This window comes from Saccharothrix sp. DSM 118769 (assembly GCF_052936295.1).
The window spans coordinates 4701330-4716910 of record NZ_CP193627.1 but is presented as its reverse complement, the minus strand read 5'-3'; the positions used below and the strand labels follow the sequence as shown (position 1 = coordinate 4716910).

Annotated in this window: 12 protein-coding genes and 2 pseudogenes; 4 read left to right on the top strand and 10 right to left on the bottom strand. The window is 74.6% G+C overall.

What is annotated here, in order from left to right:
* Positions 1 to 20: 20 nt before the first annotated feature.
* A complete protein-coding gene (locus tag ACRAKJ_RS20475; RefSeq protein WP_447009084.1) occupies positions 21 to 1403 on the bottom strand; it encodes an acyl-CoA reductase in 1383 nt (460 codons plus the stop codon).
* Complete coding sequence (locus ACRAKJ_RS20470) at positions 1400 to 2467, bottom strand: acyl-CoA reductase (protein WP_438925822.1); 1068 nt, start codon at positions 2465 to 2467, stop codon at positions 1400 to 1402. Before ACRAKJ_RS20470 ends, ACRAKJ_RS20475 begins: the two co-directional genes overlap by 4 nt.
* Before the next feature lie 222 nt (positions 2468 to 2689).
* Between ACRAKJ_RS20470 and ACRAKJ_RS20465 the strand changes: the two genes are divergently transcribed.
* Positions 2690 to 3169 carry a GNAT family N-acetyltransferase gene (locus tag ACRAKJ_RS20465; protein ID WP_438925823.1) on the top strand — a complete coding sequence of 160 codons (480 nt, stop codon included), beginning with the start codon at positions 2690 to 2692 and terminating at the stop codon, positions 3167 to 3169.
* Positions 3170 to 3199: 30 nt separating this feature from the next.
* Here ACRAKJ_RS20465 and ACRAKJ_RS20460 read toward each other — a convergent pair whose 3' ends face one another.
* Entirely contained in the window at positions 3200 to 4075 is an 876-nt protein-coding gene (locus ACRAKJ_RS20460) for an AraC family transcriptional regulator N-terminal domain-containing protein (protein WP_438925824.1), read from the bottom strand.
* A 92-nt stretch (positions 4076 to 4167) separates the two neighbouring features.
* On the opposite strand from ACRAKJ_RS20460, the gene ACRAKJ_RS20455 reads away from it, so the two are divergent.
* Positions 4168 to 5172: an aldo/keto reductase gene (locus tag ACRAKJ_RS20455; RefSeq protein ID WP_438925825.1), complete on the top strand. Its 1005-nt coding sequence runs from the start codon at positions 4168 to 4170 to the stop codon at positions 5170 to 5172.
* Positions 5173 to 5241: 69 nt separating this feature from the next.
* Here the strand turns inward: ACRAKJ_RS20455 and ACRAKJ_RS20450 are convergent, their stop codons facing one another.
* Positions 5242 to 6012: a VOC family protein gene (locus ACRAKJ_RS20450; RefSeq protein ID WP_438925826.1), complete on the bottom strand. Its 771-nt coding sequence runs from the start codon at positions 6010 to 6012 to the stop codon at positions 5242 to 5244.
* Positions 6013 to 6489: 477 nt separating this feature from the next.
* Here ACRAKJ_RS20450 and ACRAKJ_RS20445 point away from each other — a divergent pair, with 477 nt between their 5' ends.
* Entirely contained in the window at positions 6490 to 8316 is a 1827-nt protein-coding gene (locus ACRAKJ_RS20445; RefSeq protein ID WP_438925827.1) for a cyclic nucleotide-binding domain-containing protein, read from the top strand.
* A 184-nt stretch (positions 8317 to 8500) separates the two neighbouring features.
* On the opposite strand, the gene ACRAKJ_RS20440 is transcribed toward ACRAKJ_RS20445, so the two are convergent.
* The gene (locus ACRAKJ_RS20440) at positions 8501 to 9718 is read right to left on the bottom strand and encodes an FAD-binding protein (protein WP_438925828.1); all 1218 of its coding nucleotides are present in this window, start codon (positions 9716 to 9718) and stop codon (positions 8501 to 8503) included.
* Between the two features lie 69 nt (positions 9719 to 9787).
* Positions 9788 to 11173: a CoA transferase gene (locus tag ACRAKJ_RS20435; protein ID WP_438925829.1), complete on the bottom strand. Its 1386-nt coding sequence runs from the start codon at positions 11171 to 11173 to the stop codon at positions 9788 to 9790.
* A 300-nt stretch (positions 11174 to 11473) separates the two neighbouring features.
* Here ACRAKJ_RS20435 and ACRAKJ_RS20430 point away from each other — a divergent pair, with 300 nt between their 5' ends.
* Positions 11474 to 12511, top strand: a complete 1038-nt coding sequence (locus ACRAKJ_RS20430; protein WP_438925830.1) for a Gfo/Idh/MocA family oxidoreductase — start codon at positions 11474 to 11476, stop codon at positions 12509 to 12511.
* 191 nt (positions 12512 to 12702) lie between these two features.
* Here ACRAKJ_RS20430 and ACRAKJ_RS20425 read toward each other — a convergent pair.
* The 4 genes and pseudogenes from ACRAKJ_RS20425 to ACRAKJ_RS20410 form a co-directional block, all read right to left on the bottom strand.
* Positions 12703 to 13386, bottom strand: a pseudogene (locus ACRAKJ_RS20425) (endonuclease I family protein); the annotation flags it as partial.
* Positions 13387 to 13506: 120 nt separating this feature from the next.
* Positions 13507 to 13911 (bottom strand): annotated as a pseudogene (locus ACRAKJ_RS20420) (DUF6359 domain-containing protein); the annotation flags it as partial.
* Between the two features lie 393 nt (positions 13912 to 14304).
* Positions 14305 to 14790, bottom strand: coding sequence for a hemerythrin domain-containing protein (locus ACRAKJ_RS20415; protein ID WP_438925831.1), 486 nt, complete (start codon positions 14788 to 14790; stop codon positions 14305 to 14307).
* Between the two features lie 21 nt (positions 14791 to 14811).
* Positions 14812 to 15573, bottom strand: a complete 762-nt coding sequence (locus tag ACRAKJ_RS20410) for an esterase/lipase family protein (RefSeq protein WP_438925832.1) — start codon at positions 15571 to 15573, stop codon at positions 14812 to 14814.
* Between the last annotated feature and the right edge of the window lie 8 nt (positions 15574 to 15581).

The following is a 15581-nucleotide window of genomic DNA, read 5'->3' as shown; positions in this document are numbered from 1 at the left end:
CGGTGGGTGTCGTGCCCGCCTCAGCGCGTGGCGGGTTCCAGCTCGGGGTGCAGCTCGACGTCGCACCAGCGGACCAGGCCGGCGATGCGCGGCCGTCCGTCGTGCAGCCAGGTGAAGCTCGCCGCGGTCATCGCGCCCGGCGCGCAGACCCGGCTCACGCCCAGCCCCGCCAGGTCGCCGGCGATGCGCACGGCCTCCTCGCCGACCGCGCCGAGGGCGACGTTCTGGAGGTGCTTCGCGTACGGCCGCACCTGCTCGACGGCGGCGTCGAGGTCGGGCACGGACACGATCCGCGCCACCCGGTTGCCCGAGCCGCTCAGCGGCAGCAGCACGTCGTCCAGCACGACCGTCCACTCCAGACCCTCGGGGGCCCAGACCTCGCTGTCGTCGGCGGTCGCGGCCCGCCACTCGGCGACCAGCCTGCGGCGCTGGAGCGCGGCGGCGTCGAGGTCGTCGATCGCCCCGGGCGGGCTGTCGGCGGCGGCGCGGCGCATGGCGTCGGACAGGTGCTGGGCGACCGCGCGGGCGTGCCCGGCCTGCACGAGGTACACCTGCGGGGACAGGCAGGCGTGCTGGTCGAAGTCGCTGCAGTCCTTGGCGATGCGGCGGGCGACCTCGGCGGGTCCGTGCAGCTCCACGTAGGAGTCGGCGACCACGCCGAAGGACAGCTTGTGGCCGTGCTCCTCGTAGACCTGGTGCGGCAGCACCCTGGCCCGGATCGCCGCGCACGCCTCGTCGCCGCCGTAGGCGATGACCGCGTCGGCCTGGCCGAGCGCGCCGTCGAGGGACTCGTGGTCGTCGCGGTCCCAGTAGGTGGCGACGACGGCGTCGGCCAGCACGGGCTCCACGTCGTGCAGGGTGCGCAGGAACGCGCCGGTGAAGTGCGGCTCCCTGGCCGGGACCTTGGCGATCACGCTCGCCTTGACCAGCAGCGCGCGCACCAGTGAGCGGGCGGGCAGGCCCGGCACGTTGCCGGAGAACACGGCGAGGACGGTGCGCGGGCCGATCGCGGTGGTGCCGCCGCGGAACCCGTCGAGCACCTCGGGGTCGCCCAGCTCGCGGGTCAGGGAGGCCAGCAGCGACTCGGCGCGCAGGCTGCCCAGCTCGGAGTCCAGGGCGCGGTCGATGGTCTCCTCGGACATGCCGGTGACCAGGGCGGCGTCGCGCACGGCGGCGCGGCGCTCGGCGAGGTCGCGCTTGGCCCACCGCTCGGCGGCGGTGTCGATCGCGGCGACGATGCGGCGCACGGGCAGCTCGCGCAGCCGTTCGCGGGCGGCGCGCAGGCCCTCGCCGAGGGCGGCCCAGTCGGTGGGCCTGGTGCCGCGCCACTCGTGCCCGTTGGCGCTGAGCACGAACGACGCGCCGCCGGGCCGCGCCCACGTCGGGGTCCAGGACACGCTCACGCGGCACCTCCGGTCATCTCGTCGAGGGTGAGGGAGCAGCCGCGGCTGGTGCTGCCCGCGATGCGGCCGGCGATGGCGACGCCCTCGGGGGTGGCGATGCCCAGGTCCCCGGTGAGCAGCACGTGCGGCCGGTCGAGGATGGACAGGTCGGTGATCTCCAGCAGGCCGGGGCCCTCGGTGGTGTGCTCGCGGGTGCGGGGGTCGCGCACCCGTGCGCCGCCGGCGGCGTGCGGCGCCTTGGGGCGTTCCCCGAGCGGGCCCACGGGGGTGTCGCTCGCGTCGTAGAGCTGGTTGGCCAGCTCGGTCATGCCGAAGATGTTGCCGAACCGCTCGACGCCGAAGAGCCGGCCGACGGTGGCGCGCAGCTCGGCGACGGTCATGACGCGGGACCGGCCCTTGAAGCCTCCCCCGTCGTACATCACCGACCCGGGCGGCAGCCGCCAGCTCCTGCCGCGCGCCTGGAGCGCGTCGCAGATGTTGACGAACGCGAAGGTCGCGCCGACGAGCACGACGGGCAGGCCCTCGGCGACGGCGGCGTCCAGTCGTCCTTCCAGCAGCGCGAAGTCGACGCCGTCCGCGCCGACGACGGCGGCGCTGAGCCGGGGGTCGCCGCACGCCTCGACGATGCGCGCCATGTCGAAGGCGATCGCCATGTCCGGCGCGGCCTCCTCGGTGGGCGCGAAGGCCAGCACGACGGGCCGGACCGGCTCGGTGGCGATCACGCGCCGCGCGCCGGCGGCGATGGCGATCCCCTTGAGCTCCAGCCCCGGCCGGGAGTAGCGGACGGCGCCGCGCGCGCTGCCGGTGGTGCCGCTGGTGCGGAACACGCGGACCACGGGCGCGTCGGGGAACAGGTGCGGCCCGCCGTCCTTGTAGGCGGCGTCGGGGACGCCCACGCCGTGACCGACCTGCTTCCAGTACCTGGCGACGTCGGGCGAGTTGGCCACGGCCAGCTCCACCAGCTGCTCGTGCAGGTCGAGGGGGTCGCCGACCTCGTCGGCGACGAGCAGTGCCATCTGTTCGAACAGCCGCGCGACGTGGGGGTCGTCGTGGGCAACAGTCATCGACTGCCTCCTGCGTTCATGGTCATCGTGACAGTCAGCCGACGTCGATCGCGGCCGACAAGATCCGTCCCCGGAACGCACTACCGCCGAACGGGGGTCCTCGGACGCCACAGGATGCCCCATGGAGGGTGCGGGTGGGACCGAAGTCCCGTGTTCCGCTGCGGTACCCGGAACGCGGAACCCGCCGGCCCCGGCCGTTCCGGTGGGCCACACTGGCCGACCGTGGACGTCGAACTGGCCCCCGCCGCGAAACCGGTCCTGGCCGCTCTCCTCCAGCTCTACCTGCACGACTTCTCGGAGGTGCGCCCGATGCGGTTGGGCGCCGACGGGACGTTCCCCTACCCCTACCTGGACGCGTACTTCGGCGGAGCGGAACGCGACGCGCGGCTGATCACGGTGTCCGGCGAGCCGGCCGGTTTCGCGATGGCGCGCGGGGACGTGCACGACGACGGCTCGTGGAACGTGGCGGAGTTCTTCGTGGTGCGCGGTCACCGGGGGACGGGCGTGGCGCGGGAGGCGGCGCGGCGGCTGTTCGCCCTGCGCCCCGGCGGGTGGACGTTGCGGTTCGACGACGCCAACCCGGGGGCGGCGGCGTTCTGGCGCGCGGTGGTGGCGTCGGTGGCCGTCGGGCCGGTGGTGGAGACGCGCCACACCGACCCGGCGCCCGCGACGGGTCTGCGGTTCCGGGTGGCCGGGGCCTGAGGGCGACCGCCGACCGGGACCGGCGGTCGGTCAGGGACGGCTGTCGGCGAGCCGGTCGCGCAGGCGGGCGGCGTCGCGCACCGGCGGCAGGCCGTAGGCGCGGCGGTACTCGCGGGTGAACTGGGTGGCGCTGGCGTAGCCGACGGCCTCGGCGGTGTGCGCCGCCGTGGTGTCGCCCGCCACCAGCAGGCGCCGTGCCTCCTGGAGGCGCAGGTGCTTCTGGAAGCGCAGCGGGCTCATGCCGGTGGTGGCCTTGAAGTGCCGGTGCAGGGTGGCCGGGCTCATGTGCGCGACCGCCGCGACCTGACCCACGGTGATGGGCTCGGTGAAGCGGGCGGCGATCCAGTCGGCCGCGGCGCGCACCCTGCTCAGGGCCGAGCCGGTGGCCGCGAACTGGCGCAGGGTCGGGCCGAGGGGGCTGCCGAGCAGGCGGTAGAGGACCTCGGTCTCGACGCGGGCGGCCAGCGGCCGGATGTCGTCGGGGGTGTCGAGCAGCCGCACCCAGCGGGTGACGGCGTCGACGAGCTCCGGGCTCATCGTGGCGGAGAGCTGCCCGGCGACCGGGGCGGCGGGGTCCTCGCCGTCGAGTTCGAGCAGCAGGTCGGCCAGGACGCCGCTGTCGAGGTGCAGCACGACCGAGCGGTACGGCACCTGCTCGAACACGGCGGTGACGGGCAGGTCGAGCGAGTTGAGGAACATGTCGCCGCGGCGCGCCAACCGGCTGCGCTCCCCCGTCACGGTGCGCTTGGCGCCCTCGGCGATGAAGCACACCATCGGCTCGTAGCGCAGGTCGAGGGGGTTGACCACCTCGTCGAGGGCGACCACGGTGAGGCGCGGCACGGCGGTGGAACCGGACCACAGGCCGTTGCGGTGGCGGCCCACGGCCGCGGCGAGCTGGTCGAGCACGGGCGCTCCGAACGGGACGGTGAGAGGATCGGGCAATCCTATGCGGTTCACGGCCCATGCCGGCGCGGCGGGCGGGCCCTAGCGTCGGTGGCATGACACAGCAGCGGAACCTGCCCACCCGGACGCTCGGCGCGCAGGGCCTGGAGGTCGGCGCGATCGGCCTGGGCACGATGGGCATGACCATGGCGTACGGCGCGGGCGACGAGGCGGACGGCGTCGCCACCATCCGCCGCGCCCACGAGCTGGGCGTCACCCTGTTCGACACCGCGGAGCTGTACGGCATGGGCACCGGCGACAACGAGCGGTTGCTGGGCCGGGCGGTGGCCGGGTTCCGGGACGAGGTCGTGCTGGCCACGAAGTTCGGCTTCGACCTGACCGACCCGGCGAACGTCGGCGCGAAGCTCGACAGCAGGCCCGAGCACATCCGCGAGGTCGCCGAGAACAGCCTGCGGCACCTGGGCACCGACCACGTCGACGTGCTCTACCAGCACCGGGTGGACCCGGACGTGCCGATCGAGGACGTGGCGGGCACGGTCGGCGAGCTGGTCGCCGAGGGCAAGGTGCGCTTCTTCGGGATGAGCGAGGCCGGGCCGGACGTGCTGCGGCGCGCGCACGCCGTGCACCCGGTGTCGGTGTTGCAGACCGAGTACTCGGTGTTCGAGCGCGCGGTCGAGGTCGAGGTGCTGCCGGTGGTGCGGGAGCTGGGCATCGGGTTCGTGCCGTACTCGCCGCTGGGCCGCGGGTTCCTCACCGGCGTGGTCAGGCCGGCCGCCGAGTACCCGGCGGACGACATGCGCAGCTGGGACGACCGGTGGCAGCCGGGCAACTACGAGCGCAACGCCGCCGCGGTCGCGGCGCTGACGGCGCTGGCGCGGGAGAAGGGCGCGACCGCGGCGCAGCTGGCGCTGGCGTGGCTGCTGGCGCAGGGCGAGGACGTGGTGCCGATCCCGGGCACGCGCAGCCCGGAGCGGCTGGCGGAGAACGTGGCGGCGGCGCGGGTGGTGCTGACGGAGGAGGACCTGGCGCGGGTGCGGGAGGTGCTGCCCCGGGGCGCGGCCGGCTCCCGCTACCCCGAGGCGATCATGCCGACCTGGTGAACCGGCAGGCCGGGCGGGTGGTCGGCCGGCCGGGCGGTCGGCCGGGCGGGTGGTCGGCCGGGCGGGTGGTCAGTCGGTCGAGCTGGTGATCACCGCGCAGCGCGCCCCGAACGGGTCCTCCAGCCACGCCATGCGACCCACGCCGGGGAGGTCGCCGGTGGGCAGCACGGCGCGACCGCCCAGGGCGGCGTTGCGCGAGACGGCGGCGTCGGTGTCGGTGACCTCGAAGTAGGGCAGCCAGTGCGCCTGCTGGCCCTCCTGGAGGTCGGCGATGCCGCCGAACGAGGAGTCGTCGTCGCCGTGCTCCGGCGTGAACACGGTGTAGTCGCCGTCGTCGGCGGGCACGGTGGTGACGGTCCAGCCGAACACGGAGCGGTAGAAGTCGTGCACGCCCGCCGGGTCGGGGGCCTGGAGCTCGACCCAGCCGAGGGAGCCGGGTCCGGTGACCTCGTCCAGCCCGGCGGTGTCGCGGGGCTGCCAGATCGCGAAGTCCGCGCCGCCGGGGTCGGTGAGCTGCGCCATGCGGCCGTTGCTGAACACGTCGAACGGCTCGACGCGCACCTCGCCGCCCGCCTCGGCCACGGCCCGCGCGGTGGCGTCGGCGTCGGCGGTGTGGAAGTACACCGTCCACGCCGACCGCGCGCCGTGCTCGGGGAGCGGTCCGACGGCGGCCACCGTGCGGCCGTCGTGCCGGAACACGCCGTACTCCCCCTCGGACGGCCCGAGCGGGTGGAAGGTCCACCCGAACACGCCGCGGTAGTGCCCGGCGGACCGGGTGACGTCCGGGCTGCCGAGGTCCACCCAGCTCGGGACGCCGGGGACGTAGTTCGTGGTGAGCACGGCCTGCACCCTCCTCCGGTCGGTACGCGCCCCACGCTAGACCCGGCGGGCGGGCGCGGACCCGGTCACGCTCGGCTTTCTTTCGAGTGAAGTTCCCCGCCCCGCCGGGGCGCGTCGGCGGCGCGGGAACGGGGTCGGCGCGATCGTGGCGCGACCGGTTCCGCGAATGGTCCGACCCGCGGCCCCCTACTATCGGAACTCATCGGTTCCCAATGGCAAGCTTGCGGAGTCGAACGTCGAACGACCTGGCCGCTTGCGCGGTTTTCCGCACTATTGCGGATTGGTTCGAATCATCCGACCATTCGTACCGTAACGATGTCATGGGCTGCGCTAACGAATGCCGGATGCCACCGATATCGCCGCTATGGACGACGATTCCACTCCGGCGGTACGAGTGACCGCACCCGAACGACGGAGCCCTGCGTCCGAACGCCTGCACCGCACCGTCGCGGACCGAGCAACCACCAGGGGTGCCGGATGAACAGCCGAATGGTCGAACTGGAAGCAGTGTTGTCACGTTCCGCGCCCGACCGGGCCGCGGCGCGGCGGCTGGCCGTGGAGCTGGCGCGCTCGCTGGACGCGGCGGGCACGCGGCGCGACGCGGACCGGCTGCTGCGCTGCGCCGCGGCGTTGACCCGGCTCGGCTCGGCCGACGCCGCGGACGCGCTGCTGGTGTCGATGCTCGCCCTGGTGGACCCGACGGGTCCCGAGGCGGCCCGGGTGCGCGACCAGCAGGCGCTGGTCTCCGTGGCCCGGGGTCGGGGCGGGTCGCGCGCGCGGGGCGAACACGGGCGGAACGGGCACGGCGCCGTGCGACCGGTACACCGGCGGGTGCCGGGCACGGTGTTCGGGCGCAGCGCCCCCCCGAGGCAGGTGCTCGGCGACTTCCTGGCCCCCTCGCCCGACCCGGTGGCGGTCGGGTCGGTCGCGGTGGCGGTCGAACGGGCGACGGCGACCGAGACCGGGGCCCTGGAGCTGGCACTCCAGCGCAACGCGGCGGTGCTGGGCGTCAACCACCCCCAGACGGTGGTGGTGCGGCTGGGCCTGATGACCGCGCGGTTCCGGATCGCCCGCGACCAGGGCGACACCGAGGAGCTGGCGGAGGCGCTGGCCGACCTGCGCGAGGCGACGGAGCGGGCGCTGAACTCGCTGGGCGCGCACCACCCCAGGGCGGTGGTGGCGCAGGCGAACCTGGCGTCGGCGGAGTTCGAGCTGGCGCGGGCGCACCGGTCGGCCGAGCGGGCGAGACCGGCGCTGACCAGCCTGCGCGCCGCCGCCGACCGCACCTCCACCAGGCTCGGCTCCGACCACCCGCACGCGGTGATCGCCACCGCGAACCTGGCGTCGGCGGAGCTGGAGCTGGCGCACGTGGAAGGCACGCGGGCGCAGACGCAGCGGCTGCTGGACGTGGTGCGCGACGCGGCGGGCCGGTCGGTGGCGGCGCTGGGCGCGGACCACCCGGCGGTGGTGGCGCTGGACGAGCAGCGGCGGGCCTGCGAGGCGCTGCTGTCGGGCGCCGGCCCGGACCCGTCGTTCGAGCGCGGCTACGCCTCGTTCGCCGACGCGGGCCGCTCGCTGGCCACCGCGAAGCCCGCGGCACCGGCGGCGCGGCAGGCGGTGGCGGTGACGCCGGAGTGGCCCACCGGCACGCTGCTGGCGCGGCTGCGCGAGACCAGCCGCCAGGAGCTGGTGAACCTGGGCACGACGGTGCGCTACGCCGCCGACCGGGAGATCATCGTGCAGGACGCGACCGACACGCACGCGTTCCTGCTGCTCGACGGCGTGGTGAAGGTGATGGTCTCGGACGAGGCCGGGGACACCGCGGTGCTGACCGTGCGGGTGGCGGGCGACCTGATCGGCGAGATGGCCGCGATGGACCACAAGCCGCGGTCGGCGACCATCGTGACCTGCGGCGACGTGGTGGCGAAGCTGATCACGAGCGCGGAGCTGCACAACTTCCTGCACCGCCGCAACGACGGGTTCGTGGAGCTGATCGGCGTGATCGACGACCAGCTGCGGTGGGCCAACCGGCGCCGGCGGGACTTCCTGTCGCACACCGCCGCCGAGCGGGTGGCGCGGGTGCTGGCGGAGATGGTCGGCGCGCACGGCAGGCAGGAGGTGGGCGGCTGGGTGCTGGGCATCCCGCTGACCAAGGTCGAGCTGGCCTCCATCGCCGGGATGAAGCCGCGCACGGCCGAGAAGGCGTTCGCCGACCTGCGCAAGGCCGGCGTGGTGGTCAGCCACCTGCGCCGCGACGTGGTGGTGCCCGACCTGGACGCGCTGCGCCGCTTCGCCCGGCTGTGAGGGCCGCGCGCGGCGGACCGGCCCCGGGCCGGGTGGCGGGTCGGTGTCCCGGTCCGCCACCCGGCCCGGAAGGGCCGCGCCGCCGTCGCACGCCCGCCGCACGAACCGCACCGGGTCGCCGACCCCCGGCGAGGTCGGGCACCTGACGCTGTGCCGGGTGACGAAGCACCGGCGACCCCCGCACTCATCCGGTGAACCACGCGTCGACCAGCGCGTTGCGGAACTTCCCGGCCGGGTCGAACCGGGCGCGCAACCGCTCGAAATCCGCGGCGCGCGGGTACCGCCCCGCGACGCCCGACGCCAGTGACACCTTCCCCCAGTGGGGCCGCGCGTCGAAGGGCCGCAGCACCCCCTCGACCCGCTCCAGCGCGCGCCGGACCCCCTCGGCGTCGGGCTTCCAGGTGAAGTGGAACGCCGCGCTGTCCCGCCCGTGCACGGTGCTCATCCACTGCCGGTCGGCGGCGACCGTCCTGACCTCGGAGGTCAGCAGCACCGGCACGACGACGTCGCGCACCTCCCGCAGCGCCCGCAGCACCTCCCCCGCGTGCTCCCGCGCGACGAAGAACTCCGACTGGAGCTCGTCGCCGACGCTGGGCGTGAAGTCCGCCCGGAAGTGCGGCAACCGCTCGTGCCAGGGACCGGGCACCCCGAGCTGCCGCGTGCAGTGGTGCGGCGGCTGCCCGTCCACCGGGTGCCGGGCCAGCGCCGCCTCCCGACCGTGCCCGAGCGGCGTGCGGGCGTCCCCCACCCGGTGCTTGGCGAACACCCGGGCGGTGTCCTGCCAGGTGGTGAAGGCGCTGACGCTGTAGGCGCCGCCGAAGACCGCGTCGAAGTCCTCCACGAGCACGTCGAAGGGCACGTCGTCGTACACGCGCTGCTCGACGTCGAAGGTGTCGACCACGTCCAGCTCGACGTGCGTGACGACCCCCAGGGAGCCGAACGCCACCACGGCCCCGTCGAACCCCTCGTCGCCGTCGCCGAGCGCCACCAGGTCCCCGTCGGCGGTGACCAGCTCGACCCGCCGGACCAGGCTCGCGAGCGAGGGCACGTCGTTGCCCGACCCGTGCGTGGCGGTGGCCGCGGCCCCGATGACCGAGATGTGCGGCAGCGACGGCATGGCCGGCAGCGCCACCCCGCGGGCCTGCGCCAACTCGGCGACGCGGGCCAACCGCATCCCGGCCCCGACGCGCACGACCCCGTCACCGACCTCGAACACCTCGGGCACGGCGTCGAGCGCGACGTGCGTCCCCGCGGTGTCGGCGACGGTGGAGAACGAGTGGCCCGTCCCGACCGCCCGCACGACGTCCGCGCCGGCCACCAGCCGCCGGACCTCCTCGACCGACGTCGGGTGCGCGGTGCGCGCGGCGGAGAAGGTGACGTTGCCTGCCCAGTTGGTGCTCACCGGCCGATTGTGCCCGAGCGGCCCCGAGCCGCGTCCCCGCCCGTCCCGCGCGGCGGGCCCGGAGGTGCGTCAGGCGAACTCCCACGGCGAGGTCGGCACCGCGCAGCCGTCGCGGGTGATCACGCGGGCGAAGCGGTCGTCGCGGGCGAGCGCGGCCAGGTCCGTGCGGACCTCGGCGGTGAGCGGGGCGGTGTCGCGGCGGGCCGCCCGGCTGTTCAACCGCGACGCCGCGCCCAGCAGGGAGGTGGTCACGACGTGGCCGGTGTCGGTCCTCGCGCGGTGGACGAGGGCCTCGACGACGCCGTGGGCGCAGACCACCGCGCCGTAGGTCTCGACGAGGGCCATCAGGGAGTCGGGGACGCCCGCGCGCGCCTGGGCGGCCGACTCGCCGACGGCGTGCGGGTGGCCGTCGAGGTGGCCCGCGGCGTGGGCCTGCACCAGACCCGGGTTGGCGCGGGCGGCGTCACGGGGGCGCAGGGGCGCCGCGCGGGGCGCCCAGTCGTGCAGCAGGACGTCGACGGCGGAGACGAGTTCGAGCAGTTCGCGCCGGCCGGCGACGGTGGCCTGGTCGACGCCCACGGAGCGCTTGCCGCGGTTGAGGGCGTGGAAGTGGGCGGACACGCCCGCGGCGCGGGGCGGGTCGTCCCGACGCGGGTCGCCACCGGGCGGTTCGACGCGGATGACGGTGGCACCCAGGTGGCGCAGGAGCTGACCCGCCAACGAGCCGTGCAGGCGGGTGCACGACTCCAGGACGACGAGGCCGGACAACGGGAAGCTGCCGGTCGCGGGGCGCAGCGGGTGCGGCGCGGGCGCCTGCGGGCGCAGGTCGCGCGCCGGCACGTGGTCCAGGACGCGGCGGGCGACCCGGACCAGCGGCACGCGGGTGGCGGCGGCGACGCGTTCGAGGAACTCCACGGGCGTGCGGGCGGCGACCGCGGTGAGGGCGGGCGGGAGCGGGCAGGTGGCGGTGGTGTGGCGCGGCGCGTAGGCGCGCCAGGCGACCCGGGCGGTGCGCGGCTCCACGCCCAGGGCGGTCCAGAAGCGCTGCCACGCCCCGGCGTCGGTGGTCTCGACCTCGAACGCGACGCCGTCGGCGGACACGAACGGGGGGCCGCCGACGTGGAAGGGGCCCTCGGGGTCGTCGGCGGTGGCGGTGGCCAGGTGGGGCGAGACGGCCAGCAGCGCGGCCTGCGCGACCGAGGTCCGCACCGCGCGCGGTGGCAGACCGCGCAGGTACCCGAGGCCGGCGGCGGCCACGCCGGTGGCGGCCAGCTCCGCGGCGACGACGGAGGCGTAGTCCAGGCCGAGCGGGGTGGGGCGGCCGAAGCGACGGCCGTGGACGTGCATGAGGCCGCAGGCGGCCTGGACGTCGAGCTCGCCGGCCAGCGGCAGGTCCACCGGGCCCGCCCAGGGCACGGCGGGCGCCGCGGGGCGGCGGGCGGTCCTGGTCGTCACGCGCACCCCCGGGGTCCGCGCGCGGACCGACAATGCGCCGGGACCATATCGGCGGGCACCCCGGGAAATGGCACCGATTTCGGGAAGAATGGAACGGTCAGCGCACTCACCTCCGCGGTCGTCGTTCCGGGGCCGAGCGTATGGCAGGCAACGGGGAGAGCCGCCGCACACCGACCAGTTCACTCTTCCTGGTCAACTCGCCGGACGCGTGTTGACAGTCCGGGCGCGATTAGGACAACGTCGAAGCGATCAATTCGATCGCTATTCACGATGCCTTCGAGACAAGACAGGGCTCATCTGGTGCGCACACTCGTCGTGGGTCTGGGCCGGGCGGGCGCGGAGCTGCACCTCCCGGCGCTGGCCAGGGCCAGGTCCTCGGTCCGGCAACTGTTCGACGACCGCCCGGTGGTCGCGTGCGACCCCCGCCGACCGCTCGCCGAACTACCCGGCGTCACGGTGGTGGGCGGCCTCGCCGAGGCCGCCGCGCTGCTCGACCCCGACGACGCGGTGGCGCACGTGTGCACACCGCCCGCCGTCCGCGCCGAGGTGGTCGCCGAACTGGCCGAACGCGGGTTCCGCAACATCGTCGTGGAGAAACCGCTGGCCGCCGACACCGACGAGCTCGCGCGGGTCACCCGGCTGCGCCGCCGCCACGGGCTGCGGATCGCCGTGGTCGAACCGTGGCTGACCAGCGCGCTGGCCGAACGGCTGGTGAACCTGGTGCGCGGCGGGTCGCTCGGCGAACCGCGGTCGGTGTCGATGGAGCTGAACAAACCCAGGTTCCACCGCACGCTGACCGCACCGGACCGGTCCACGGCCTTCGACGTGGAACTGCCGCACGGCGTGGGCCTGGCGCTGCGGCTGGCGGGCAGCGCCCGGGTCACCCACGCGGCCGGGTTCGACATGGTCGTGGGCGAGGCGGTGGCGCCCCGGATGGGCGGGGCGCGCATCGGGCTGCGGCACAACAGCGGGGTGCGCACGGAGATCTGCTCGGACCTCACCTCACCGGTGCGGGAGCGGCGGATCACGGTCGAGTTCGAGCGGGGCAGCGCGGTCGGGCACTTCGCGGTCTGCGACGACGACGACCACGCACAGCTCACCGTGCTGGTGAACGGGCACCGCGAGCACGTGGTCATGCGCGACGACGCCCTGACCGAATGGGTGATCCGCGCCTACCGCCTGTTCCACGGCACCGGCGACCAGCACGCGCGGGGGTTCGCCTTCGCCACGGACGTGGTGCAGTTGCTGTCGGTGGCCAAGAACATCTGCGCGGAACCCGTGATTCCCGCCGCACGGGGTGAATCGACGCCCGGCCGGGTGGCGGCCCGGTTGCGGTGATCCGCTTTCCGCGACCAATGGCCACGGAACCGAAAACGCCACCGACCGGAACGACGCGATTCGCGTTCTCCCCGCCGGAACCGCAATCCTGCGGCGCCGACCGCGCAATTGGCGCGCGACACCCGTGAACCGCACCCGCCCGCCGCCCGGCCCCCGCGAACACGGGAACCGGGCGGCGGCCCGACGGGCACTCAGCCCCAGATCGACGACGCCCACTCCGGGTGGTCGACGAACGGGTTGCGGTTGTGCTGGAAGCTGTCGTAGATCACCTGGTTGCGCCGCTTCTCGAACGCGTCCGGCGGGTCCTGCGCGTTCCACCGCAGCAGCACCGACAACCGACCGTGGTACGGCGCGGTCCCGTTGCTCACGCTGTCGTTCAGCTCCAGGTCCGGCCAGCCGTCACCGCCCTCGTAACGCACCGCCATGTAGAACAGCATCCGCGCCACGTCGCCCTTCACCGCGTCGCGCGGCTCCCACGAGTCACCGTCCGTGTAGTTGCCCGGCGCCTCGCCCGCCGCCGAACCACCCGTGTCGAAGTCCTTGTTCCCCCGGTTCGCGTTGACCGACACGTCCTCCGGACGCAGGTGGTGCACGTCGGTGCCCGGACCGGTCGCCGTGCCGAAGTCGCCGTGCGACTTCGCCCAGACGTGCTCGCGGTTCCAGTCGTCCGCGTCACCGCCGTTGGTCGTCTTCGACTGCGACCGCCCCGAGTACAGCAGGACCACGTTCGCGCTGTTGGCCGGGTCCTGGTCGGTGACCTTCAACGCCTCCCACACCTGGTCGTAGGACAGCTTGGTCTGCGTCCTGACGATCCCGTTGAGCGCGGTCTTCAACGCCGACCCCGACTTGCCGATCGCGTTGCGGTAGTACGTGTCGTCGTACCCGCCACCGGGCGCCGACGTCGTGGTCGTCGGCCGCGTCGCGGTCGTCGTGGTCGTCGTGGTCGTGGTCGTGGTCGTGGTCGTCGTCGGCGAGGTCCCCGCGAACGCGAACGCGGTCGGCGACGTCAGCCCGGGGTGCGCGAAGTACGCCCCCAGCGAACCGGTCACGTCGACCTGCCGCCCCATCAGCGACGGGTTGCTCCGCAACCCCCACTGGGCCCGGAACGACGACGTGACCTGCACGTACAACATCTGGCCGGTGGACGTCTGGGACGGCGAGTCCGCCAGCGCCAGCGCGTAGTCGGACGGGAAGCCCGACCGCACCACCGTGGTGGTCGCGGTGGGCTGCCCCACGACGTACCCGCGCACGGTCGCCGACGCGCCGTTCTGCTGCGCGACCGCCTGGGCGACGGTGATCGGCGCGGCACCGACCGCGGTGCTCGGGACCAACAGGGCCGTGGCGACCGCCGCGACCGCTACGACGAAGGCAAGGGGATGCAGCAGGGATGTGTGTCGCACGATTGGGTGTCTCCTCCCCGAGTGCGGCGTCGCAGGGTGGCCGCACTCGGGGAGGATCGCATAAAAATCAACACCTCAGAGTGAATTGATCACCACGCATTGTTGACCAACCACCGAACTGTTGACATACCTCTCACGCCAGGAACAACACCGACTTCGACGCGCTCACCGCCGAGACGACCGGATGCAACGCACCCACCGCACCCGGCAACCGCACCGCCGGCGACAACCACACCGTTGACATCTTTTGGTCAACACTGAAGAAATAGGGACCAGTGGTACGAGTTCGTCACCGAACGCCAGGGCCACCCCGGCCCACCCGAGCGGCAGTTCCGGCGACCGACCCCTGTGGCTCTGCTTCCACGGCGAGAACACCACCACCGGCGCGACCGGCTACCGGGGCACCTCGGTCGCCCGGCCGACCAGCTCGGCGTCCGCCGCGCCGAGCTTCCCGGTCAGGCCCGACAGCGCGGCGGCGACCTTGCGCTCCTCGTAGGTGAAGTGCGTCTCCAGCAGCGCGGCCACGCCGGCGACCTCCGCGCGCAGCGCCGCGCGAGCACGCTCGTCGTCACCCGCCTCCTCGACCAGGCGGGTGAGGGCGGCGAGCGCGTCGGCCACGATCCGGTGGTCGCGGGCGAGTTCGTCGAGGACCGACCGCAGCTCCGGGTGCTCCCGCGCGAGCACGGGGAACGCGCCCTCGTCCTCGGCGGTGTGGTGGCGGGTCACGGCGGCGCAGAACGACAGGCAGTGCGCGCGCAGGTCGCGCAGGTCGGACGCGGTGAGGTGCTCGCCCAGGTCGCCGAGGCGCTCGCGCAGCGCGACGTGCACCTGGACGAGCTGGTTGCCGAACGCGACGAGCCGGGCGGGTGGTTCGACCACGTCGGCGATCCTCCCACGTGCTCAGCCCGCCAGGGACACCGGTTCCCGGGTCCTCGCCCACTCCGCCAGGCGCGGCGCGAGCAGCTCGTAGAGGTGCGGGTCCAGGGCCATGCCGGTGTGCGTGCTGCCCACCTCGACGCACTCGGCGCACGGGTCGGCGCACAGCGCGGGCGGCGCGATGACGTCGTTGCGCGAGCAGAACGCCAGCGCGGGCACGTCCAGCGGGCGGCCCAGGGCGGTGGAGTTGGTGTCGTAGCACGGTCCGGCGAAGCAGTCCTCGTCCAGCAGGCCGGGCAGGCCGGCGGCGGAGAGGCGGGCCAGGGTGCGGGCCACCCGGAGCACGCTGGGGTGCGCGCCGAGGGTGTCCAGGACGGGGCTGGCGAGCATCACCAGGCCGCGCACGAGTTCCGGCCGGCGCACGGCCAGCAGGCGGCCCAGCCCGCCGCCGCGGCTCTGCCCGAACAGGACCACCGGACCGCCGGTGGCCTCGTGGTGGGCCTCCAGCCGCTGTTCGAGGCGGTCCACCAGCTCGGTGGTGCACCCGACGTTGAGGCCGATGCGGGCGCCGGTCGGCACGTAGCCGCGGGCGCGGAGCCAGGTCGCGGTCAGCCGCAGGCTCAGGTCGCCGAAGCCGAACCCGGGCACGAGCAGCACGCCGGTGCCGCGGCCCTGGTCGGGGTCGGCGTCGCGCCACGCGGGGTGCGACAGCAGGCGCGGGATGCCGAGCACGGCCAGGAGGACCTGTTCCCTGGCCATGGCGCGGGCGGACTCGACGACGCCCATGGGGCACC

Bases quoted from the DNA above. Each gene is read 5' to 3' on its own strand.
- ACRAKJ_RS20445 (WP_438925827.1), top strand. From the start codon at position 6,490: ATGAACAGCCGAATGGTCGAACTGGAAGCAGTGTTGTCACGTTCCGCG.
- ACRAKJ_RS20410 (WP_438925832.1), bottom strand. From the start codon at position 15,573: ATGGGCGTCGTCGAGTCCGCCCGCGCCATGGCCAGGGAACAGGTCCTC.
- ACRAKJ_RS20470 (WP_438925822.1), bottom strand. From the start codon at position 2,467: ATGACTGTTGCCCACGACGACCCCCACGTCGCGCGGCTGTTCGAACAG.
- ACRAKJ_RS20455 (WP_438925825.1), top strand. From the start codon at position 4,168: ATGACACAGCAGCGGAACCTGCCCACCCGGACGCTCGGCGCGCAGGGC.